Raw genomic sequence first — 21,934 nt, forward strand, 5'->3', positions numbered from 1 at the left:
ACCCTTCTCTTTTTCTTACAGTCTGCCCTGCACATCGTGCTCTGGTACGGACTGATAATTTTCTTTCATCTTACGGAGTTTCTCTTTACCATAAGCCAAACGGGTAATCACCACGTACAGCACCGGCACTATAAAGATGGCCAGGAACGTGGCGGTGAACATACCACCCAATACGGTCCAGCCCATTGTTTTACGCGCTTCCGCACCTGCGCCGGACGAAAATACCAACGGCAGGATACCCAGCAGGAAGGCCAGGGAAGTCATGATAATAGGGCGTAACCGCAGCTTGGCTGCTTCCACCGCTGCCGTTACCAGGTCCATTCCTTTATCCACACGTTCTTTCGCAAACTCCACAATCAGGATCGCATTCTTAGCCGACAAACCGATCAGGGTAATCAAACCGATCTGTGCATAAACGTTGTTGCTCAGTTTAGGCAGGAAGGTAAGCACCGTAATGGCCCCAAAGGCGCCAATAGGCACTGCCAGGAGTACGGAGAATGGTACGGACCAGCTCTCGTACAAAGCTGCCAGGAACAGGAACACAAAGATGATAGACAGCGCAAAGATGTATACCGTTTTGGAACCGGACAGGATTTCCTCGCGGCTCAAACCGGAGAACTCATAACCATATCCATCCGGCAACGTTTCTGCTGCTACTTCTTTTAATGCCTGGATAGCATCACCACTGCTGTAACCCGGTGCAGGGTTACCATTTACTTCCGCAGAACGGAACAGGTTATAGTGGGAAATTACCGGCGCCGTTTCTATCACTTTATAAGAAGTGAGCGCACTCAATGGCACCATAGAACCCGCTGTATTGCGTACAAATAACTGGCTCAGGTTTTTGATATCTCCCCGGTAGGTAGAATCTGCCTGCGTTACCACGCGGAAGTTACGGCCGTAAATGGTGAAGTCGTTGATATACGCACTACCCATATAGGTTTGCAATGCCGTAGCAATATCAGAGATCCTGATACCCATTTTCTTCGCTTTCTCACGGTCTATGTCCAGCTGGTAACCAGGGGTGCGTGCCGTAAAGAAGGAGAATGCCATCGCTATTTCAGGACGCTTGTTGGCGGCGGCCAGGAAGTTCTGTAACACGCCTTCAAACGCCTTGATTTCACCTGCACCCTTTTGCTGTAATACAAAGGAGAAACCGGCGGTTTGTCCAAGACCCGGAATAGCCGGCGGTTGTATCACCACCGTGTTGGCTTCCTTATATTTACTGAGTGTTTTCTTCACTTTGGCTACCATGTTGGTAATTTGCAGGGAATCGGCCTCACGGTTTTTCCACGGCTCCAGTGAACAGAAGATGGTGCCACTGTTGGATTTGGTGGCAAAGCTCACCGCATTCAATCCTCCCAGCGCCGCATAGTGGGCAATACCCGGTATACTTTCCAGGTCTTTCATCATATGCGTCATTACATCCACGGTACGTTCAGTAGAAGATGATTCCGGCAAATCGAAAGTGATGATCAAACGGCCTTCATCTTCCGTAGGAATAAACCCGGTAGGTTTCGCCTTGAATAACATCATCGTACCAACGAAAATACACACCAGGATCACTATCACAAGACGGAACAGACGGATACTCTTTTTAACTCCTATTGAATAACGGGAAGTAGTATGTCCAAACCAGCGGTTGAATTTAAAGAAGAACCTGTTGAGCCCTTTTGAATCTTTGTCCAGGTGCATCGGTTTCAGCAACAGGATACACAACGCCGGTGTTAACGACAATGCCACAAAAGCAGAGATCATTACAGAGATAGCAATGGTGATGGCAAACTGCTGATACAGGCGGCCTACGATACCTGGTATAAACCCTACCGGTACAAACACCGCCGCGAGGATAAGTGCAATCGCAATTACCGGCCCGGATATTTCTTTCATGGCCAATGCGGTAGCATCTCTCGGCGACATCTTCTCATGATCTATATTATGCTGCACGGCCTCTACCACCACGATGGCATCATCCACCACAATACCAATGGCCAGTACGAAACCGAACAAGGTGAGGGTGTTGATGGTAAATCCAAGCGGGATAAAGAAAATAAATGTAGCGATAATGGATACCGGGATAGCCAGCACCGGAATAAGTGTGGCGCGCCAGCTCTGCAGGAACAGGAATACCACGATCACTACCAGTATCAATGCTTCCACGAGGGTGTGTACCACCTCTTCAATGGATACTTTTACTACAGATACGGATTCAAACGGCACTACATAGTCCACATCCTGCGGGAATTGCTTCTTCAGCTCTTCCATCGCGGCAGTTACATTGGCGGCGGTTTCAAGGGCATTGCTGCCTGGCGCCTGGTATACCAGCAGGTAAGCGGCACGTTTGCCATCCACAAAGTTATTACCTGCATAGTTGAATTTACCCAGCTGTACGCGGGCCACATCTTTTAAGTACACCAGTGATCCATCGGACGGACGCGTTTTCACCACTATCTGTCCGAATTCTTCCGGAGAAGATAAACGTCCTTTGGTGAAGATGTTATATTCAAATGTTTGCCCGGTTTGTTGCGGAGGCGCACCTACGGAACCTGCGGTGATCTGCGCATTCTGTTCTGCCAGCGCTGCGCGGACATCATCGGCAGTTACGCCCATTTCCGCGAGTTTATCGGGCTTCAGCCAGATACGCATACTGAAATCATCTGCACGGGTAAAGATATCACCCACCCCTTTCGCGCGCAGCAATGCATCCTTTACGTATACGTTGGTGTAGTTATCGAGGAAGGTAATATCGTGTGTGCCTTTGGGTGAGTACAAGGCCACCAGCATGAGAATGCTGGGATTACGTTTTCTAACGGTTAAGCCCAAACGCTGTACTTCCTGCGGCAAGGTAGGTTGCGCAATACCCACACGGTTCTGCACATCCAGTGCGGCAATGTTGATGTCGGTACCTACTTCAAAGTTCACCGTCATACTCATCTGACCACTGCTGGTGTTATTGGTGTTGATATAGGTCATGCCCGGCGTACCATTCACCTGCACTTCCACGGGTGTGGCAACGGTTTGTTCTACCGTTTGTGCATCCGCACCGGTATAGGTACCTGTTACCTGTACAGTGGGCGGCGAAATTTCCGGATACTGGCCAATGGCCAGGTTCATCATCGCCAATATCCCCACCAGTACCAGTACTATAGATATTACTATAGCCGTTACGGGTCGTTTTATAAAAGTATCTGCAATCATGATCTTCTGCTGTTGATTCTACTGATAAACTATTTCTTCGCAGGCGCGCCTGTTGGAGCGGCTGGTATTCCTATCTGTATTTTGCCGCCATCACGCAAGCGCTGGAAGCCTTCTGTAATCACTTTGTCGCCGGCCTGAACACCATCCATGATCACGATCCTGTCGCCGATTTTTGGGCCGAGATGTACTTTCTGCTGCGCTGCCACAGAATCTTTTGCGATGAATACAAAGTATTCACCCATCTGCTCTGTGATCGCTTTATAAGGGATGATCAGTCTTTCGCCGGATTGTTCATTCAGTACGCGCAATACGCAGCTCATACCATCTTTCAGCCGGTCGTCCGGATTATTGAATTCGATACGCACGCGGATGGTACCGGTCTGGTTATCCACACCGCGGTCGATCGCGAGGATTTTACCGGCATGAACGAATTCTGTACCGTCAGACAACTGCAAACGGAAAGTAGAGTCGCTGGCTTTACCGCCCTGCATCGCAGCAAAACGGGAGATATCATTTTCTGTTACCACGAAATCAACACCTATGGGATTTTCGCTGGAGATGGTATTCAGCAACGTGGTACCAGGGCTCACCTGTGCACCCAGCTTTACCTGTGAAATACCAATACGTCCGGTAAACGGCGCTTTGATCAGGGAATAATCCAGGTCAGTACGAACCGCTGCGAGATTGGCTTCTGCTGCGGCCAGCTGGCTGCGGGAAGTTTCCAGGGTTGCTTTCGCGTTATCCAGGATCTGACGGGCTACCGCGTCCTGGTCGGCCAGCCGCTGGTAACGGTCGTCATCTTTTTTTGCCCTGTCGAAACTTGCTCTTGCACTGGCCACATTCGCCTGCGCCTGCAGATAAGCCGCTTCATATTTACGGCGGTCTATTTCATACAGGGTCTTTCCTTTCTGCACCACTTCGCCTTCCTTAAAAAAGATCCCGGTAATAAACCCTGACACCTGGGAACGCAGTTCCACCTGGTTCAACGCTACTACCGTGGCGGGATATTTATCATAATAAACGGCCGGTGCTACGGATGCCTCCGTAATATTTACCGGTGTAGGGGGCATAGCAGGCACTCCTTTCTGGGCAGGACCTTTACAGGCAGTAAAGCCCAGGATACTGGCAGCGCTGATTAAGACAATGTTGTTCATTTTTTTCATATCCGTTCCGGTTACCATTTAATAATTAGCTGTTAAGGTTCCTAATGCTTTTTGCAGGTCTATCCGGCTGGACAGCACCTGGTACATGGAATTATAAAAATTCAGTTGCGCAGAGCGCAGTTCTGTTTCAGACACCAGTACATCGAGATAAGTTTTGATTCCTTCCTTATACTGCAATTGCAACATATCGTATACATCCTGTGCCATCTGTACATTCTCTTTCAACGTGAGATAGTCGTTGTAGTTACTTTTATACGTAGCCATCGCCTGCGCATACTGTGAATTGATCTGGCTTCTTAAAGCCGCGAAATCCCACTGTGTACGCTGGATCTGGAGTTCGGCCATGCGGATGTTATGTACTCTTTTTCCTCCCTGGAAAATGGGTAAGGATAATTTTAATCCCAGTAAAGAGTTAGGAAAATTTTCGCTGTATAGTTTACCAAACTGCTCGTTCTGATAAGCAAAAGAGTAGTTAACAAAAGCAGATACGGTGGGCAGGTAACTCCATTTATTATACTTCAGGTTAGCCTGCAGCAAACTTTGTTGCGTTTCAAGTAACTGGTATTCGATGCGGTTTTTGTAGTCGGCTGTCAGCAGTGTATCTGCGCCGGTTACTTCAGCGGCTACGGCAGAAGAGTCCTGCGTTAACGGCACATCGCCGCTGTTCAGCGGATATCCCATCAGTTCCTTCAGGTATGCCTGTTTGGAAGTGAGCAGTTCGCGTGCCGCCTTCTGTTGTGCGCGGGCATTGTTCAGCGAAATGGTAGCGCGCTTGGCGTCTGTTTTGTCCACGATGCCGCTGGCGTATTGATTATTCGCATCTTTCAGGCTGCGTTCCAGGCGGGTAATGTCTTCGTTCAATACCTTGATCTGTTCTGTGGTGAGGAGTACATCATAATAAGCCTTGCTCACATCTGCCACCAGGTCTATCTGGTTGCGTGCAGTGGTTTGCCGGCTTTGTTTTCGTACATCCCTTGCCGTATTAGTGGCCAGTAAGAGGTCGCGGGTAAAGAGGTTCTGATTCAGCCCGAACTGCGCGGTAGAAGTATTGGACACACCTACTTTAGTAGGGTTACCACCAAAAACAGAGGTAGGCAGTTCCAGGTAATGCTGGATATTATAATCCAGGTTGATCTGTGGATACCAGTCGGCCAGCTTACTTTTCACTGTTCTGTCGGTAATCGCTTCATCGATGCGCGATTGCCTGATGACCGGCTGGTGGGAAAGGGCATACCGTACACATTCCTGCAGGGTAGCGCTGGTTAACAGAGAGTCCGTAGATTGCTGTGCAAATACCTGCGGGGATATAAATAATCCGCACGCCACAGCTAACAAATAAAATGCTCTTTTCATAAAAGGCTTTTGACATTCAGTTCATCATTGTACCAATCGAAAGAAAATAATGTATGCATTGCTTCTTTAATGGCATAGCATTATCATCCCGTATTTGTTGCAACGCTGTGCGCATTACAACATTTTTAATTGCCGCAAAAACATGTCAGGCTGTAATAGTTACAGCAAACAGGTAGGTTGATAAGAGAGTTGCGAATTCAAAAATCTTCTGAAACTTTATCTGCACGGTTTCAAGGATGGTTCCAGGTATCTGAATACAACGTATAACAGCGAAGTAGGTGAACAACAAATGATTCTGTTGCTTAGGTAAAACGAATTCGGGCGCTAAGATAACGTTATGAAAACAAAAATCCACCCTTTGGGTGGATTTTAACAAATAAGTGAAAATCAGTTCCGGTCATCCTTTATTACGACCGCTGACAATATGTTTTTCCGCATGATAGGAGGATCTTACTAACGGTCCTGACTCTACGTAGTCGAGTCCCATGTTGTAACCTATCTCGCGTAATTCTGCAAATTCATCAGGATGAACGAAGCGGGCAACAGGCAAATGTTTGGGTGTTGGCTGGAGATACTGACCCAGCGTTACCACATCACAACCGTTGTCGTACAAATCCTGCATGGCCTGTACCACTTCTTCTTTTGTTTCACCCAAACCAAGCATGATACCGCTCTTGGTGCGCATGCCACCTTCTTTCAGGCGACGGATCACTTCCAGGCTGCGGTGATATTTGGCCTGTATCCTCACCTGTTTGGTTAAACGTTCTACCGTTTCCAGGTTATGTGATACAATTTCAGGCGCCACATCAATGATACGCTGGAGGTTTTCCCACTGACCACGGAAATCCGGGATCAGGGTTTCCATTGTTGTTTCCGGGTTCAATGCCCTTACGGCATTGATGGTATTGGCCCAGATGATGGAACCGCCGTCTTTCAGTTCATCCCTGTCTACAGAGGTGATAACGGCATGTTTTACTTTCATCAGGTAAATGGCTTCTGCCACGCGCTGTGGTTCATCAAAGTCCACTGCTTCCGGACGGCCGGTGGCTACGGCACAAAAACCGCAGCTACGGGTACAGATATTTCCCAGGATCATGAAAGTGGCGGTACCGGCTCCCCAGCACTCGCCCATATTGGGACAGTTACCACTTTCGCAGATCGTATGTAATTTATGGGTATCTACCAGGTTTCTAACCTGTTTATAGTTCTCGCCTATGGGTAATTTAACGCGCAGCCAGTCTGGCTTTTTTACTCTTGTTGTAGCCGGTTCGGCGGCTATTACGGGTAGTTCTTGCATCGCTTATTCCTTTCTTTAGAAGAGCAAAGTTAATACTTATCTCTTATTCCAGCGCTTCCCGAATTGGATGCTGACATATGCATTAAAAAAGAACTGTTTATTTGGGTCAACGCCATCTACTGCCACCATAATAGGGATCTTTTTGGTGTAGTATTCACCGTTTACTCCTATTTCCAGGGCGCTCACCACCTCGTTAAAGTGGGCCCAGTCGAACCGCATGCCCAATTTGGCATGTAAACCCGGTACCACGCTGAGATTGCTCCAGCCCTTTCCAAAACCGCCGGCGCCATTAATCTGTTCCTTATGCAGGAATAGGTCTGCAGTTTCCGGGGTGTATTTGATATCCACATTCTCACCGTTTTCATCCTGCACATTCAGGTAGTAAGGTTTCACCAGCCCCAGGGATAAGCCGCCGTAATAGATGGCGTCTACTTCTACCCCGTTTTTATTGGCTTTGCCGCCGATCAGGTACCGTTGGCCCACACCCAGCTTAGCCTGGTAGAAATTATTCTGTTTGCCGTATATAAAAGGCCGTTGGGTAAATGCGTAACCGCTGTTGATCTTTACTTCCTTGTTACTTTTCTTCTCTCCAAACTCAAACTGGAAATAATTCACCTTTTTCCTCGTTTTCCGGTATCCCAGTTCCGCAAAACCAGACCATCCGTCGGTATTCAGCCGGGCGCCCGCAGAAAAGTCGCGCTGAAAAACATTCTCCCCCTCTTCCTGTTCACGGAAAATGGAGATCTTCTTCAGCTTACGCTGTTCCTTGTCACTTTTCTTCGTGCTTTGCTGCTGCCGTGAGGTAGATTGCGCAAATAAGCCGCCGGATATTGTTGCTAAAAACAGGATTAAGTATATTTTTTTCACAGTGGGCTATTATTATAATAAATAAACGCTTGAACAAAGGTATTGTTATGTATATATTACAAACGTAGCTAATTTTTTTTTAGTTTACCAGGGCCTTCACTACCAGGGGATACACTTATAATAAAAATACATTTAATTTTACGGATTGATCATTTAAAAAGATATCATGCAAACAGCATCTATTATCTATACCGGCGAACTTCGTACAACCGCCACCCATCTGCAATCAGGCACTGTTATCGATACCGATGCACCTGTTGATAACCGTGGTAAGGGAGAAAGATTTTCCCCTACTGATCTGGTGGCCACCGCCCTCGGTTCCTGCATGCTCAGCATCATGGGCATCAAGGCGCTGGACAATAACTGGGCTATTGAAGGCACCAAAGTAAGCGTTCAGAAAATAATGGGTTCTGATCCCCGCCGTATTACCGGCGTAACCATCGTATTCGATTTCCCTGCGGGCCACACCCTCGGCGAAAAGGAAAGAACCATCCTGGAAAGGGCAGCGCTCACCTGCCCTGTGGCAAAGAGCGTGCATCCGGATATTGTGCAGGATGTAACTTTTAACTGGTAAGAAATTACAGCGGATTTTGTTTTTTTAAGAAGACAAAATCCGCTGCGCTCTCCCTGCTCAGGTGCCCGCGATAATCTTCACTCCTATCGCGCAATGCAGGCACTTTTTCTCATCGCAGTAGTGCTGCTTCAGCTGCAATAATGCCTGTGATTCCATCGCGCTTTCCTGCGTAATACCCAATTGGCTCCAGCTGCTGGTGATGTGGTTCTTTTCCGGCGGCAGCTGCTGCAGGAAATGCAACGCTTTTTCCTGGTAATATTTCCCATTCTTATCCTGTCCGTACAGGAACAGCAAAGGTAACACAGTGTTGATCAGGATACCCTGTATGGCCTGTTTCCCGGGCCGCTGCGTACGGTTTACGGGATGCCCGAAGCGGTAATGTGTATGCCAGTACGCCGATGGCTGTACGAAGAACAGCTGTTCCAGCGCCGTTACGTCGGGGGCGTCCAGTATCCGGGAAAACAGGTGAGGGGATTGCTGCAACAACGCGGCGAAAGTAGCCAGCCGCATGGTAGGGAAGGCGGCGGGCCGCATCCGCAACCAGTTCCATTGATGACCGGCCATAGGGCTTAGCCGGAACTTATGTTGCAGGTGCCCGTAAACATCCTGTAACTGTAACGCATATCCGTCTGTTTGGGGCGCTTCCAGCATCCCGGCCTGACCAAACAACAGGGCCTCCAGCTGGAGCAGCAGGTGCCGGTACCGCATCAGCATTTTATAGGGCAGCGACTGTGCCACCTGCAGGAACGGCAGGGCATTTACGGGCGTACCATAACTTTGCGCCACTGCCCAGTAACACACTTCTTCCCAGTTGTAACGGTTGTGCTGCAGCCAGGCCCGCAGGCTGCCGATCTTACGTTCCCAGCGCTCCGCCAGCAACCGCTCTTTCCAGCTGAGCCAGATAAGCGACGGCACCTGGGAAGCATGCGGCGCACACGGTACAAAGGGCGCCAACTGCCGCAGCTCCTCATACCGCTGCAGGAGCAGCTTGGGAATATGCTGCTGCAGTTCCAGGCAGGGCGCCTCCCTGATCCCGACGGCGGGCATGTCGTGAACAAACACCACGTGCAGGATGATACGCCCGTATTGGGGATTGTGCTGGTGTCCATGCCGGAACCAGTCGGATGTACGCAGGTGCAGCTCCACCTGGCCTACCCACAGGGTAGCCCCGATCCTGATTTTTGCGGCCGAAAAATCCGGCCCGCCATTGTGGTTGTGAATACCGGGAAACAGTACCTGTACTGATTCTCCGCCGGTAGTGGTTAGATGATCCTGCTTAAATAGCCGGAATGCCCAGATGTGCTGGAACAGCTCTTCTGAGAGCAACGGGTTAACAAACATAAGAGATATGGTTGGGTACAAAATAATATCATCCAAAGGTAATAAAACATCGATTAATAAATAAATTCCAACTCCAATTTGGAAATCTGCTCAAAGTGATATTACCTTTGCGCCAGTTCTTACACATCACTTATCCAGAAAGGCGGAGGGACTTGGCCCTGCGATGCCTTAGCAACCTTTCCTGATTATTACAATCAGGAAAAAGGTGCTAATTCCTGCCCCGGTGCAAATCGGGGAAAGATAAGTTGGCAGAGATAATACTTCACAGATATATATAACTTTCTAAAGGAGCTCTTCCAACAATCGGGAGAGCTTTTTTTATGCCCCCTCCCCACCCCTTTCATGGATTTGTTGTTGTTTAAGTTGATCTTTAATGATATCGTTGCAGTTGGCAATTGTGCACATTGAACATCATTAAAAATAATTTATAACATGAAAACAGCTACACAACTGATTCATAGCATACCGGTAGACGAACTGACAGGCGCCATTTCTGTGCCTATCTATCAAACGTCCACTTTCGTGCAGGAATCACCCGGCATCAATAAAGGCTTTGAGTTTTCGCGGGCAAACAATCCCACGAGAAAAGTGCTGGAAGACCTCATCTGCAACCTGGAAGAAGGGTTTGCCGGATTTGCGTTTGCCAGCGGCATGTCGGCCATAGATGCGGTGCTGAAGCTGTTAAAGACCGGCGATGAAATCATGGCCGTGGAAGACACCTACGGTGGCATCTTCCAGATCTTTAACCACATGTTTGAACGCTTTGGCATCAAAGTAAATTTTGTAGATACCAGCAACCTCGATAAAGTATTGGCCGCCATTACGCCCAATACAAAAATCATCTGGCTGGAATCTCCTACCAATCCTACTTTACGCGTTTCTGATATCAAATCTATCAGCAAAATCGCTAAACAACATAATATCCTGCTGGCGGTAGACAATACCTTCAGCACACCATTACTGCAACAGCCGTTAACGCTGGGCGCCGACCTGGTGATCCACAGCGCTTCCAAATACCTCGCAGGACACTGTGATGTGATTGCCGGCCTCGTAGTAGTAAACTCAAAAACACTGGCAGACCAGATCCGGTATAACCAGAATATTTCCGGTAGTATCCTCAGCCCGTTTGAAGCATGGCTCACCATACGCGGTATTGAAACATTATACCTGCGCCTGGAAAAACAATGCAGCAACGCCAATGCCATCGCCAACTGGCTGGCCGCACATCCCGCGGTGGATAAAGTGTTTTATCCCGGACTGGCCACACATAAAAATCATCACATTGCCCGTAAACAACAAAAAAATTACGGCGCACTGGTGAGCTTTTCCCTGAAAAGCGACAATATCAAAAATGCGATCCGTATCGTAAACGCCACCAAATTATTTAAACTGGCAGAAAGCTTTGGCGGCGTGAAAAGCATGCTGGCCCATCCAGCCACCATGACGCATCGTACCATTCCGGAAGAATTCCGGAGAAAAACAGGTCTGCAGGACTCCTGCATCCGTTTATCAGTAGGCATCGAAGATGCCGATGACCTGATCAACGACCTGAAACAGGCGCTGGATAAATTAAACCATCCGGCCGGCAAGCAAATTACTGTTTTACAATAAGCCGCTGGCGGTTAGCACATCCCTTTCAATGTTCAGAACCTGATCATCTCTGCACAGCGAAAGACTGACTACTACGGCTGAAAGCTCAAAAAAAAGTATGGAAAACAAGATCATCAATTTAGGCATTTTCGGATTCGGCGTCGTAGGACAAGGACTCTATGAAGTTTTGAACAGAACAAAAGGTATTAATGCACGGATCAAAAAAATCTGTATTAAAGACCCTAATAAATCAAGACCTATCGATAGCAGTTACTTTACGACAGATAAAAATGAAATCCTCGAAGATCCTACCATTGACGTAGTAGTAGAACTGATCAATGACACTGAAGCAGCTTTTGAAATAGTGAGCAAAGCGCTCCGCAACGGCAAAGCCGTAGTAAGCGCCAGCAAACGTATGATCGCTGAAAACCTGCCCGCACTCTACCAGCTGCAGGCAGAAAACAAAGTGCCATTCCTGTATGAAGCGTCCAGCTGTGCGAGTATTCCCATTATCCGCAACCTGGAAGAATATTATGACAACGACCTGCTCAATGCCGTAGAAGGTATCTGTAACGGATCTACGAATTATATTCTTACTAAAATATTTGAAGAGAACCTCAGCTTTGCCACTGCCCTGCAACAGGCCCAGGACCTGGGTTTCGCGGAAACAGATCCTACACTCGACATCGAAGGATATGACCCGAAATTCAAAATAGTGATCCTGCTGCTGCACGCATTCGGCACCTTTGTGAAACCGGAAGAAGTATTCAACTTCGGGATTCATCACCTCAATGATTTTGATATACAGTTTGCCAAACAAAGAAACTGTACCATCAAACTGATTGCACAATGCCGCCGTCAGAACGGTCACGTATTTGCATACGTATTGCCGCATCTCATTAAGGAACACAACCTGCTCTACGATGTGTATAACGAATACAATGGCATCCTGCTGGAAAGCGCATTCACCGATAAACAGTTCTTTGTAGGTAAAGGCGCCGGCGGCACTGCTACAGGCAGCGCTGTATTATCCGATATCTCTGCCCTGTTATACAACTACCGCTACGAGTACAAAAAGATCAAACAAAACAATCAGCCCAGCTTTACCAATGATGTAAAACTGAAAGTATACCTGCGCTACAAAACACCCGACCAGGTAGATCTGGCAGAGTTCTTTAATATCTCTGAAAAATATGAATCTACTGAATGGCGTTATGTGGTAGGTACTATCAACTTACAGAAACTGAGAGAAGCCGGCTGGCTGAAAAATAAAGATGTGAATATTCTCGTATTGGAATAAAGAAATGTAATAAGCAAAAACCAATCATGAAAACGGCGCAGTTCCCTGCGCCGTTCCTGTTGCTTAAAAATTTTCCAGTTCTTCCACTACCCTGCTTACGGGCAGCCCCATTACATTATAGAAGCAACCGTTAATACTGTCTATACCCACAGCGCCGATCCATTCCTGGATCGCATAAGCGCCGGCTTTATCAAAAGGTTTGTACTTATCCACGTAAAAAGTGATCTGACCGGTAGTTAACGCCTTGAAATGTACAGCCGTTGTTTTGGAAAAAGCAACTTCCTTTTCCCCCTGCTGGATTATAACGCCGGTGACTACACGATGTTCACGTCCGCTGAGGCGTGATAAAATGTCAATGGCGTCTTCACGGTCTTTGGGCTTGCCGATAATATTGTTATCCAGTACCACTACCGTATCGGCAGCAATGATAATATCGCCGGCTTCACACAGCTCCTGCACAGCGGCCGCTTTCTGACGCGCAATATGAACAGGAATATCCGGTATGGCCAGTTCGGGAGGAAAAGTTTCTGCGGTTTCTACCACCTTCACCTGGAAAGGGATGCCGGCCTGCTCCAGCAGCTGCTTTCTGCGCGGCGACTGCGAGGCCAGGATAACGGGTGCGCGGTTATACATCTTTATAAATAAAGTTTAAAAAATATCATGGATAAAATACCGGTGAGCATAATCACCTTTACCAGGGAACTCACCCTGTGATAATGTTCCGGGAGGTTTGCTTTTTTTAGCACCAGGTAAATATATACGCAGGGCACCTGTACAAACAGCAGTAAATAACCGATAGCAACATACCAGCCCAGGATCCATACGCGGATCTCCACCAGGAGAATAATAATGATCAGCGCCAGCAGCAGCGCATTACAAAAACGTTTGGCGGCCAGCACTCCCCAGGCAATGGGCAGGGTGCGGCATCCGTCTTTGCTGTCGCCCATCATATCTTCCAGGTCTTTCACAATTTCCCTGACCATAGAAATGAGGAACGCAAACAGCGCATACACCCCGATGATCTGGATCAGCTTTCTGCCGGTGGGCGACATGATAGCTTCAAAACTATGATAGATCTGTTTTTCATAAAATCCTACCACCACTACTGCCAGGGCAGTTAGTAACGAAATAACCACATTTCCGATCAGCACCTGTCTTTTAAAAGAAGTAGAATAAAACCAGAGTAGCAGGGAACAGATCACCTGGGTGAAGCCGAGGTAAAACTGTCCTGTTTTCCATGCTACCAGGAAACCCAGCGACACGCCGGCCAGGTTAAGCATGGTGTGCCAGGCCATTGCCCAGCGGCGGCTGATAATTTTGTCCAGCACCATTTTATCCGGCTTATTAACAATGTCTATGTTGATATCAAAATAGTCGTTGATAATATAGCCGGCAGCAGCCACCAGTACGGTAGACAGGCTCAGTAAAATAAATTGGGGAACCGGCAGTGACGGCTCTTCGCCGGAGCTGCGTAAAACCGGCTCTACTACGCAATATTGCAGTAAAAACTGGGTGAGGCCAATATATATCAGATTCGGGTACCTGATCAGTTTAAAAAATGCAGCCCAGAGCTTCATAGTTTTCTCTTTTATTATTTCGATGCTATTCCTTCATCCATTAACCAATGTCCGTTCAGTTTCAATACTTTTTCCATGACTTCCCTCACGCAGCCGTGGCCTCCGGGCAATGGGGACACGTACCTGGAAATACTTTTTATTTCAGCCGCCGCATCTGCGGGGCAGGTGGGCAAAGCCACCAGTTGCATAGGCAGATAATCCGGGATATCATCTCCCATATATAATATCTCTTCCCAGCGAAGATCATTTTCAAAAACATAATCCTGCAGCTTCTCCTGCTTATCGTGTACACCGGTGAAGATATCTTTTATACCAAGTCCCTGTAACCTGCTCACCACACTTTCTGATTTTCCTCCGGAGATGATCACCACACGATAACCCTTTTTTACCGCCAGCTGTAAAGCATAACCATCCTTAATGTTCATTCTGCGGGACATTTCGCCACCCGGCAGCAATTGCAGGGTGCCATCGGTGAGTACACCATCCACGTCCAGCACAAAGGTGGTGATAGATTTAAATAAAGCCAATACGTTCATGGGGCCAAAAATAGCCAATTACGCATTAACAATCGCTTATTCTCTATTTATTATGGAACTGGTAAATGGCGTCAGACATCACCTGGTAAACCAGTTGCAGATAGGGATCACCGGCCAGCAATTCGCGGTGGAGGCTCATGGTGGTTTCATCCTGGCGCAGCGCCGGACCGGTTTGTACCGACTCCGGTGCAAATTTTTCCAGCCGGTCGAAAGTTTCCTTTATAATAGGTTGCAGTAAATTAAAGTCAAGCTGCTCTTTTTCACAATACGCCTTTGCCTGCGCAATCAGGTGATTGGTAAAATTATTACACAATACAGCCGTGAGGTGATATTTCAGCCGCTGTTCCGAAGTAGTAATGGTAACGCTGCCGGAAATGCTCTGGGCCAGCGATTGCAGCCGCCGCAGCACTTCATCGTTGCTGGCTTCCAGCATCACCGGGATAGGCGGATAGCTCTTCACCTCCTTACGGATCGATTGTAAGGGGTATACCACGCCGGTATTAGACGATATCCGGGAGATAGCTGCCAGGGGTACAGCCCCTGCTGTATGCGCCACCATACGCTTTCCTAAGCGCAGCTGGTCGTTCAGTTCGGGGATGGCAGCATCACTTACCGCGAGCAGGTACACATCTGCGTCCATATTTATATCCTGCAGATCATCTGTATAACCTGCGTGGAGCATTTCTCCCAGTTCCCTGGCGTGTTCCTTGTTCCGGCTCAGCACCTGTTTTACCTGGTGACCATGAATTTTTAAGAGGTGTCCGAAACAATGCGCAACATTGCCAGTGCCAACGATAACTACATCCATTATAATTAATTTTAAAATAACAAACCGCCGGTATCCATCTGATTCGTGGTTTCTAATATACGTGTTTTAGCGGGTCCCCGTTTTTTTCATTACATTACAACGTATTTTAACGTTTAAAAGTGGCCTTATTTTTTAATTTGAAGGTACTTTTATATTATTGCGGAATTCATTGAAGTAATTATTTTACAGAATTTTGCGTATTTAGCAGCACAATAAAGAAGCATACATGGCAAAAAATTTAGTTATAGTTGAGTCCCCGGCGAAAGCCAAGACCATAGAAAAAATATTGGGCAAAGACTTCGAAGTCAGGTCCTGCTTCGGTCACATACGTGACCTGGAGAAGGATGACATGGGGATAGACATTGAAAATAACTTCAAGCCTAAGTATGTGATCCCGGAAGATAAGGAAAAGGTGGTGAAAGAGCTGAAGAAGCTGGCGAAGGATACCGATGAGGTATGGCTGGCAACGGATGAGGACCGTGAAGGGGAGGCCATTTCCTGGCATCTGTGTGAGGTGTTGAACCTGGACCCTAAAACGACCAAACGTATTGTTTTCCATGAAATCACCAAGCCGGCTATAGAAAACGCAGTACAGCATCCACGCAAACTGGATATGGACCGTGTAAACGCACAGCAGGCCCGCCGTATCCTGGATCGCATCGTAGGTTTTGAAATCTCCCCGGTACTGTGGCGCAAAATGAGTATGCGCAACTCCCTGTCCGCCGGCCGCGTACAATCCGTGGCAGTACGACTGATCGTAGAAAGGGAAAGAGAGATCAATACCTTTACTTCAGTGAGCACCTTTAAAGTGGAAGCCTATTTCACCGGTAAGGATATAAATGGTAAAAGCATTTCTTTCAAGGCAGATGGCCCCGGTAAATTCAAAACCGCGGAAGATGCGGAGAAATTCCTGGAACAATGCGTTGGAGCTGCCTATACCGTAAAAGACATACAGGTTAAACCAGGTAAAAAATCGCCCGCAGCGCCTTTTACCACTTCCACCCTGCAACAGGAAGCCAGCCGCAAATTAGGCTACAGCGTTTCCAAAACCATGTTGCTGGCCCAGAAGCTGTATGAAAGCGGTAATATCACCTACATGCGTACGGACTCCGTAAACCTGTCGGATACCGCCATCAGTGAAATTGAAAAAGCAATTAAAACCAGTTTCGGTGACAAATACCATCAACACCGGAAATTCAAAAATAAAAATGAGTCCGCACAGGAAGCGCATGAGGCCATCCGTCCTACCTACATGGAAAACACCACGGTAGATGACAGCGATACCCGCAAACTGTACGAACTGATCTGGAAACGTACCATCGCCAGCCAGATGGCGGATGCGGAACTGGAAAAAACCACCGCCAAAATCGATATCTCTACCAACCACGAAGAGCTGAGCGCCAGCGGGGAAGTACTGAAATTCGACGGCTTCCTGAAAGTATATATGGAGAGCCACGACGATGAGGATGAAACAGAAGAAGAACAGGAAGGCTCCTTACCGCCACTGGCAGTAAAACAATCGCTGGACCTGAAAGAAATGAAAGCCACCGAAAGGTTCTCCCGCCCGGCTCCACGTTACACGGAAGCCAGCCTGGTAAAGAAACTGGAAGAACTGGGCATTGGCCGTCCATCTACCTACGCACCTACTATTACCACTATCCAGAAGCGTAATTATGTAGAAAAAAGAGATAAGGAAGGAATAAAAAGAGATTTCCGTATCCTGACCCTCAAGGCAGATAAGATCACTAAACAAACCGATGCAGAAAATACCGGCGCGGAAAAATCAAAATTATTCCCTACCGATCTGGGAATGATTGTAACCGACTTCCTGAACCAGTATTTTAATAATGTAATGGACTACGGCTTTACCGCCAAAATTGAAGGGGAATTTGATGAAATTGCCAGCGGTAAGAAGGTGTGGAACACGATGATCAGCGAATTTTATTCTCCTTTCCACAAAGATGTGGAAAACACCCTGGAAAATGCAGAACGTGTAAAAGGAGAACGCCCGCTGGGTACCGATGCCGCCAGCGGTAAGCCAATCGTAGCCCGTATGGGCCGCTATGGCCCGATGATCCAGATAGGCAGTGTGGAAGATGAGGAAAAGCCACGCTTTGCCAAATTAAAGTCCACACAAAGTATCGAAACCATCACGATGGATGAAGCGATGGAATTGTTTAAATTGCCTCGTAATCTGGGGCAGTTTGAGGACTCCGACGTAATTGTAAACATTGGCCGTTTTGGTCCTTATGCACAGCACGATAAGAAGTTTTATTCCCTGAAAAAGGAAATGGACCCTTACACCGTGGAACTGGATGAAGTAGCGCCGCTGATTGCGGAGAAACGCACTGCCAAAGACGAACGGACCATTAAGATATTTGAAAAAGAGAAAATTCAGATCCTGAAGGGCCCATATGGTCCTTATATTAAGCAAGGCCTGAAGAACTATAAGATACCAAAGGAGAAAATAGATAACGCAGCTGATTTAACAGTGGAAGATGCCAAAGCGATCATTGAAGACGTTAAAGCCAATCCACCGAAGAAAAAGGCGCCTCCCAGAAAGAAGAAAGCTGAATAACACTGTGGTAAGAATATGCTGAAAAATGGGGCAATGATAATAACTGCAGTGTGAAGGGTATGCTTATTATTTAATTTGCCGACAGGATCACATTATTTAATGATTACCACATGATCATAATAATGGTATGAACGAAAACAGAGAAATAAACGCTTTGTTCCACCTGTTGGATGATCCGGATCTGGAGGTATTTGATACGGTTGCCAGTAAAATATTACTGTACGGTAAAGATATCATTCCGAACCTGGAGAATTTGTGGGAGAATACAATTGACGAGGCTATTCAGGAAAGGATAGAACTGCTCATTCACCGGGTACATTACCAGGATTTGCAGGCGGCGTTACGTGTATGGGGACTTTCAGAAACACAGGACCTGATGCAGGGCGCCATACTGGCCGCCCGGTACCAGTTTCCCGATCTCATGGATGCACAGATCATCGCGGAAATAGACCGGATCAAACGTAATATCTGGCTGGAACTCAACAATTATCTTACACCACTGGAACAGATCAATGTGCTGAACAGCATGATCTATAACTACTTTGGCCTCAAAGGAGAAGAAGTTTCCTACCAGCGTAAAAATCAATTTTTTATTAACCAGGTGATAGAATCCAAAAAAGGTAACCCCGTTACTAATGGGATCATCTATCAGAGCCTGTGCGCCATGCTGGATTTACCGGTGTATGCGGTGAATATCCCCCGGCAGTTTATCCTGGCGTATTTCGACAGCTACATTGATTTTTCCACCCCGGTAGAACCTGACGACCACCGGATCCTCTTCTTTATAGATCCCATACAGGGCCAGATCTACACCCAGCAGGATGTGGATACCTATCTGAAAAGAGTATCCGTGCCACCGGTGCCTTCTTACTTCAAACCACAATCCAACAAACGCATTGTGCAGTTCTTACTGGAAGAATTATCCAAATGCTTCCGGGACGACAAAGACGCTTACAAACAGGATGAGCTGATCAACCTGGCAAGCATACTCGAAGATTAATCCTGTTACCGGTATACATCACTAAAAAGCCCACCGCATAAGCGATGGGCTTTTTAATTTCTTGCAAGAAAAGATATTATTGTTATAATAATCTCTTACTTAGCTGGAGTTGCAGCAGCAGCAGAATCAACTGGAGCAGTTACAGCAGCAGAATCAACGTGAGCAGCAGAATCAACTGGAGCAGTTGCTACTGGAGCAGCGTTCATAGTGTCTACTGGTGCAGTTGCAACAGAATCAGTAGCAGGAGTGCTACCACCGTTACAAGCAACGAAGAACATGCCAGCGGCAACAGCGAATACGAATAATTTTTTCATTTTTTAGGTTGTTTTATTTTTAAAACCGCCGCAAAGGTATGCAAAAATTATAAAATACAAAATCTGCACTCCTTTTTTCCGGTAAGTATTTATTTTTTTCTGAAGAAGATTTTCAAAGGCACACCCGTGAAATTAAATTTCGTACGGATCTGGTTCTCCAGGTAGTTACGGTATGGTGTTTTCACATCATCCGGGAGGTTACAGAAAAAGGCAAATGCCGGCGTATGCGTAGGAATCTGCGTTACGTACTTGATACGGATAGGAATACCCCTTACCACCGGTGGGTGATATGCTTCAATCGCTTTCAGCAACACATCATTCAGTACGGAAGTCTGGATCCGGCGTTTACGGTTTTCGTATACATCGAGCGCTGTTTCAATAGCCTTGAAAATACGCTGCTTTTCAGTTACGGAAGTGAAGATGATGGGCACATCAGAGAATGGCGCCAGTCGCTCTTTCAGCGTTTTTTCATAATCCCTCGCGGTGTTGGTGCCTTTTTCCACAAGGTCCCATTTGTTCACCAGTACCACTACGCCTTTGCCTTTACGGGCAGCGAGACTGAAAATGCTGAGATCCTGTGCAGTGATACCTTTTTCAGCATCCAGCAACAGCATTACTACATCAGATTCATCTACCGCCTTGATGGCCCGGATCACGGAATAAAATTCCAGGTCTTCATGCACCTTTGTTTTACGACGGATACCTGCGGTATCAATCAGCATGAAATCTTTCTGGAACATATTATAGCGGGTGTGAATGGTATCGCGGGTAGTACCGGCAATATCGGAAACGATATTACGCTCTACGCCTACCAATGCATTCAGCAGGGATGATTTCCCTACGTTAGGCTGACCAATGATCGCTATTTTAGGAATATCTGTATCCAGTCTTGCGTCTTCCATCTCCGGGGTAATAAAGCTTACCACGTCGTCGAGCAATTCGCCGGTACCGCTACCGGTCATGGAAGAAAGGAAGTGGATATGATCGAAGCCCATACTGTAAAATTCTGTGGCTTCCAGCTGACGCTGACTGTTATCTACTTTATTTACTACCAGGAAAACCGGTTTGGAAGTACGACGCAGGATATTTGCCACGTCTGCATCCAGGTCGGTAATACCGGTGGTTACATCACACATGAAGATGATTACATTGGCCTCTTCCATTGCCACTTTTGCCTGCTTGCGAATCTCCCGCTCAAATACATCATCACTGTTGGTTACAAATCCGCCAGTATCGATTACGTTGAAGGTTTTGCCGTTCCAGTCGGCAATACCGTATTGACGATCGCGGGTTACACCGCTCTGGTCATCCACGATGGCCTTCCGTTGTTCCAGTAAACGATTGAACAACGTTGACTTGCCTACGTTGGGGCGACCCACTATAGCTACTGTAAATCCTGCCATTTTTTATTATATTTTGTCGTACTAACCTGGATAATACATCCAGGAATTTTTCAATGATTAATATCCGTATTCCTTCAGGAAAGTGTCGTTGTCGCGCCATTTGCCGCGTACCTTCACAAACAGTTCCAGGAATACTTTCCGCTCAATAAATTTCTCTATCTCCTGCCGGGCTAATGTTCCCAGCTCGCGGATGGATTTGCCCTTTTCACCGAGGATAATTCCTTTCTGGGTGTCGCGGGTTACGATGATTTCAGCAGTGATCTTCGTCAGTGTTTCCTTCTCCTGGAATTGTGTAACAATTACCGTGGTGTGATAAGGAATCTCTTCTTCAAACAGCTGGAATACTTTTTCACGGATCATTTCTGCTACTAAAAAGCGTGTAGACTTATCCGTTAGTGTATCATCCGGGTAGAACGGGTTGCCATCAGGCAGCAGCTTTATTATTTCAGCCAGCAACTCCTTAATACCCTTCTTCTGCATGGCAGATACCGGTACTACCGCTGCTGCCTTGCCCCAGGCTTTGACGCGTTCTACTAAAACTTCCATATCCTCTTTGAGGATATTATCCATTTTATTAAGGATAAGAACAATCGGTACTTTCAGTTTCAGTGAATCAAACAATTCCAGGTTTTCTTCCATAGAATCTTTCGAATCCATGATCAGCAAAGCCACATCCGCATCTTCGAGGGCCGATTTAACCGCACCCATCATTTTCTCGTGCAGCTTGTATTTGGGATCAATGATACCCGGCGTGTCAGAAAAAACGATCTGATACGCAGGATCCGTTAATACGCCTGTAATACGGTGCCGCGTGGTTTGCACTTTGGGGGAAATAATAGCCAGCTTCTCGCCGATAATGGCGTTCAGCAACGTGCTTTTTCCCGCATTGGGCTTACCAAAAATATTTACAAAACCTGCCTTATGCATGATGACATTTAAAACCTGGTGATGTTGCTTTCACAACTCAAACTTACCGAAATAAAAAAAGCCGAATTTCTTCGGCTCTTAATCTTTTTTATGGACTCCTCAGTCCTA

General features: G+C 47.0%; 18 protein-coding genes and 1 riboswitch. Of the genes, 5 read left to right on the top strand and 13 right to left on the bottom strand.

All coding sequences use genetic code 11. The features are described from left to right. Positions 1-15: 15 nt before the first annotated feature. The 5 genes from V7S65_RS15485 to V7S65_RS15505 all read right to left on the bottom strand — a co-directional run bounded on the left by V7S65_RS15485 (position 16) and on the right by V7S65_RS15505 (position 7,878). Complete coding sequence (locus V7S65_RS15485) at positions 16-3,198, bottom strand: efflux RND transporter permease subunit (RefSeq protein ID WP_336387197.1); 3,183 nt, start codon at positions 3,196-3,198, stop codon at positions 16-18. A gap of 29 nt (positions 3,199-3,227) precedes the next feature. Then, positions 3,228-4,352: an efflux RND transporter periplasmic adaptor subunit gene (locus V7S65_RS15490; RefSeq protein WP_227024652.1), complete on the bottom strand. Its 1,125-nt coding sequence runs from the start codon at positions 4,350-4,352 to the stop codon at positions 3,228-3,230. A 27-nt stretch (positions 4,353-4,379) separates the two neighbouring features. Further along, a complete protein-coding gene (locus V7S65_RS15495) occupies positions 4,380-5,714 on the bottom strand; it encodes a TolC family protein (RefSeq protein ID WP_336387198.1) in 1,335 nt (444 codons plus the stop codon). Positions 5,715-6,111: 397 nt separating this feature from the next. Continuing rightward, positions 6,112-7,011, bottom strand: coding sequence for a lipoyl synthase (lipA, locus tag V7S65_RS15500; protein WP_079468971.1), 900 nt, complete (start codon positions 7,009-7,011; stop codon positions 6,112-6,114). A 36-nt stretch (positions 7,012-7,047) separates the two neighbouring features. Beyond that, a complete protein-coding gene (locus V7S65_RS15505; protein WP_079468972.1) occupies positions 7,048-7,878 on the bottom strand; it encodes a hypothetical protein in 831 nt (276 codons plus the stop codon). A gap of 166 nt (positions 7,879-8,044) precedes the next feature. On the opposite strand from V7S65_RS15505, the gene V7S65_RS15510 reads away from it, so the two are divergent. Beyond that, positions 8,045-8,452: an OsmC family protein gene (locus V7S65_RS15510; RefSeq protein ID WP_079468973.1), complete on the top strand. Its 408-nt coding sequence runs from the start codon at positions 8,045-8,047 to the stop codon at positions 8,450-8,452. Positions 8,453-8,509: 57 nt separating this feature from the next. Here V7S65_RS15510 and V7S65_RS15515 read toward each other — a convergent pair whose 3' ends face one another. Next, on the bottom strand, positions 8,510-9,793 hold the full coding sequence (locus V7S65_RS15515) for a DUF2851 family protein (protein ID WP_336387199.1): 1,284 nt from the start codon (positions 9,791-9,793) through the stop codon (positions 8,510-8,512). Between the two features lie 127 nt (positions 9,794-9,920). Beyond that, positions 9,921-10,040: riboswitch (SAM riboswitch) on the top strand. 185 nt (positions 10,041-10,225) lie between these two features. Between V7S65_RS15515 and V7S65_RS15520 the strand changes: the two genes are divergently transcribed. Beyond that, complete coding sequence (locus V7S65_RS15520) at positions 10,226-11,404, top strand: trans-sulfuration enzyme family protein (protein ID WP_079468975.1); 1,179 nt, start codon at positions 10,226-10,228, stop codon at positions 11,402-11,404. Between the two features lie 97 nt (positions 11,405-11,501). Then, positions 11,502-12,683 (top strand): homoserine dehydrogenase, encoded by a 1,182-nt coding sequence (locus tag V7S65_RS15525; RefSeq protein WP_111579460.1) that lies wholly within the window; start codon positions 11,502-11,504, stop codon positions 12,681-12,683. A 63-nt stretch (positions 12,684-12,746) separates the two neighbouring features. Here V7S65_RS15525 and V7S65_RS15530 read toward each other — a convergent pair whose 3' ends face one another. From V7S65_RS15530 to V7S65_RS15545, 4 genes are read right to left on the bottom strand one after another with little or no spacing between them, the layout of a single operon-like run. Further along, positions 12,747-13,316: a Maf family protein gene (locus V7S65_RS15530; RefSeq protein WP_079468977.1), complete on the bottom strand. Its 570-nt coding sequence runs from the start codon at positions 13,314-13,316 to the stop codon at positions 12,747-12,749. Between the two features lie 2 nt (positions 13,317-13,318). Further along, positions 13,319-14,260: a geranylgeranylglycerol-phosphate geranylgeranyltransferase gene (locus V7S65_RS15535; protein WP_111579459.1), complete on the bottom strand. Its 942-nt coding sequence runs from the start codon at positions 14,258-14,260 to the stop codon at positions 13,319-13,321. Positions 14,261-14,274: 14 nt separating this feature from the next. After that, entirely contained in the window at positions 14,275-14,796 is a 522-nt protein-coding gene (locus V7S65_RS15540) for a KdsC family phosphatase (protein WP_079470014.1), read from the bottom strand. Between the two features lie 43 nt (positions 14,797-14,839). Then, on the bottom strand, positions 14,840-15,604 hold the full coding sequence (locus V7S65_RS15545; RefSeq protein WP_079468979.1) for a Rossmann-like and DUF2520 domain-containing protein: 765 nt from the start codon (positions 15,602-15,604) through the stop codon (positions 14,840-14,842). A gap of 226 nt (positions 15,605-15,830) precedes the next feature. Here V7S65_RS15545 and topA point away from each other — a divergent pair, with 226 nt between their 5' ends. Both topA and V7S65_RS15555 read left to right on the top strand, forming a co-directional pair. Next, entirely contained in the window at positions 15,831-18,182 is a 2,352-nt protein-coding gene (gene topA / locus V7S65_RS15550; protein WP_079468980.1) for a type I DNA topoisomerase, read from the top strand. Between the two features lie 127 nt (positions 18,183-18,309). Continuing rightward, the gene (locus V7S65_RS15555; protein ID WP_079468981.1) at positions 18,310-19,182 is read left to right on the top strand and encodes a transglutaminase-like domain-containing protein; all 873 of its coding nucleotides are present in this window, start codon (positions 18,310-18,312) and stop codon (positions 19,180-19,182) included. A gap of 95 nt (positions 19,183-19,277) precedes the next feature. Here V7S65_RS15555 and V7S65_RS15560 read toward each other — a convergent pair whose 3' ends face one another. From V7S65_RS15560 to era, 3 genes are all read right to left on the bottom strand, one after another. After that, positions 19,278-19,496 carry a hypothetical protein gene (locus tag V7S65_RS15560; RefSeq protein WP_079468982.1) on the bottom strand — a complete coding sequence of 73 codons (219 nt, stop codon included), beginning with the start codon at positions 19,494-19,496 and terminating at the stop codon, positions 19,278-19,280. An 89-nt stretch (positions 19,497-19,585) separates the two neighbouring features. Continuing rightward, entirely contained in the window at positions 19,586-20,899 is a 1,314-nt protein-coding gene (gene der / locus V7S65_RS15565; protein ID WP_079468983.1) for a ribosome biogenesis GTPase Der, read from the bottom strand. A 57-nt stretch (positions 20,900-20,956) separates the two neighbouring features. Next, positions 20,957-21,826, bottom strand: a complete 870-nt coding sequence (era, locus tag V7S65_RS15570) for a GTPase Era (protein ID WP_336387200.1) — start codon at positions 21,824-21,826, stop codon at positions 20,957-20,959. Positions 21,827-21,934: the final 108 nt, after the last annotated feature.

This window comes from Chitinophaga sp. CCNWYY40 (assembly GCF_037483205.1).
GTDB classification, from domain to species: domain Bacteria; phylum Bacteroidota; class Bacteroidia; order Chitinophagales; family Chitinophagaceae; genus Chitinophaga; species Chitinophaga ginsengisegetis.

What these genes read in the sequence shown, in the direction of transcription:
- V7S65_RS15485 (WP_336387197.1), bottom strand. Translation starts at nt 3,198, where the DNA reads ATGATTGCAGATACTTTTATAAAACGACCCGTAACGGCTATAGTAATA.
- V7S65_RS15490 (WP_227024652.1), bottom strand. Translation starts at nt 4,352, where the DNA reads ATGAACAACATTGTCTTAATCAGCGCTGCCAGTATCCTGGGCTTTACT.
- V7S65_RS15495 (WP_336387198.1), bottom strand. Translation starts at nt 5,714, where the DNA reads ATGAAAAGAGCATTTTATTTGTTAGCTGTGGCGTGCGGATTATTTATA.
- lipA (WP_079468971.1), bottom strand. Translation starts at nt 7,011, where the DNA reads ATGCAAGAACTACCCGTAATAGCCGCCGAACCGGCTACAACAAGAGTA.
- V7S65_RS15510 (WP_079468973.1), top strand. Translation starts at nt 8,045, where the DNA reads ATGCAAACAGCATCTATTATCTATACCGGCGAACTTCGTACAACCGCC.
- V7S65_RS15515 (WP_336387199.1), bottom strand. Translation starts at nt 9,793, where the DNA reads ATGTTTGTTAACCCGTTGCTCTCAGAAGAGCTGTTCCAGCACATCTGG.
- V7S65_RS15520 (WP_079468975.1), top strand. Translation starts at nt 10,226, where the DNA reads ATGAAAACAGCTACACAACTGATTCATAGCATACCGGTAGACGAACTG.
- V7S65_RS15525 (WP_111579460.1), top strand. Translation starts at nt 11,502, where the DNA reads ATGGAAAACAAGATCATCAATTTAGGCATTTTCGGATTCGGCGTCGTA.
- V7S65_RS15530 (WP_079468977.1), bottom strand. Translation starts at nt 13,316, where the DNA reads ATGTATAACCGCGCACCCGTTATCCTGGCCTCGCAGTCGCCGCGCAGA.
- V7S65_RS15535 (WP_111579459.1), bottom strand. Translation starts at nt 14,260, where the DNA reads ATGAAGCTCTGGGCTGCATTTTTTAAACTGATCAGGTACCCGAATCTG.
- V7S65_RS15540 (WP_079470014.1), bottom strand. Translation starts at nt 14,796, where the DNA reads ATGAACGTATTGGCTTTATTTAAATCTATCACCACCTTTGTGCTGGAC.
- V7S65_RS15545 (WP_079468979.1), bottom strand. Translation starts at nt 15,604, where the DNA reads ATGGATGTAGTTATCGTTGGCACTGGCAATGTTGCGCATTGTTTCGGA.
- topA (WP_079468980.1), top strand. Translation starts at nt 15,831, where the DNA reads ATGGCAAAAAATTTAGTTATAGTTGAGTCCCCGGCGAAAGCCAAGACC.
- V7S65_RS15555 (WP_079468981.1), top strand. Translation starts at nt 18,310, where the DNA reads ATGAACGAAAACAGAGAAATAAACGCTTTGTTCCACCTGTTGGATGAT.
- V7S65_RS15560 (WP_079468982.1), bottom strand. Translation starts at nt 19,496, where the DNA reads ATGAAAAAATTATTCGTATTCGCTGTTGCCGCTGGCATGTTCTTCGTT.
- der (WP_079468983.1), bottom strand. Translation starts at nt 20,899, where the DNA reads ATGGCAGGATTTACAGTAGCTATAGTGGGTCGCCCCAACGTAGGCAAG.
- era (WP_336387200.1), bottom strand. Translation starts at nt 21,826, where the DNA reads ATGCATAAGGCAGGTTTTGTAAATATTTTTGGTAAGCCCAATGCGGGA.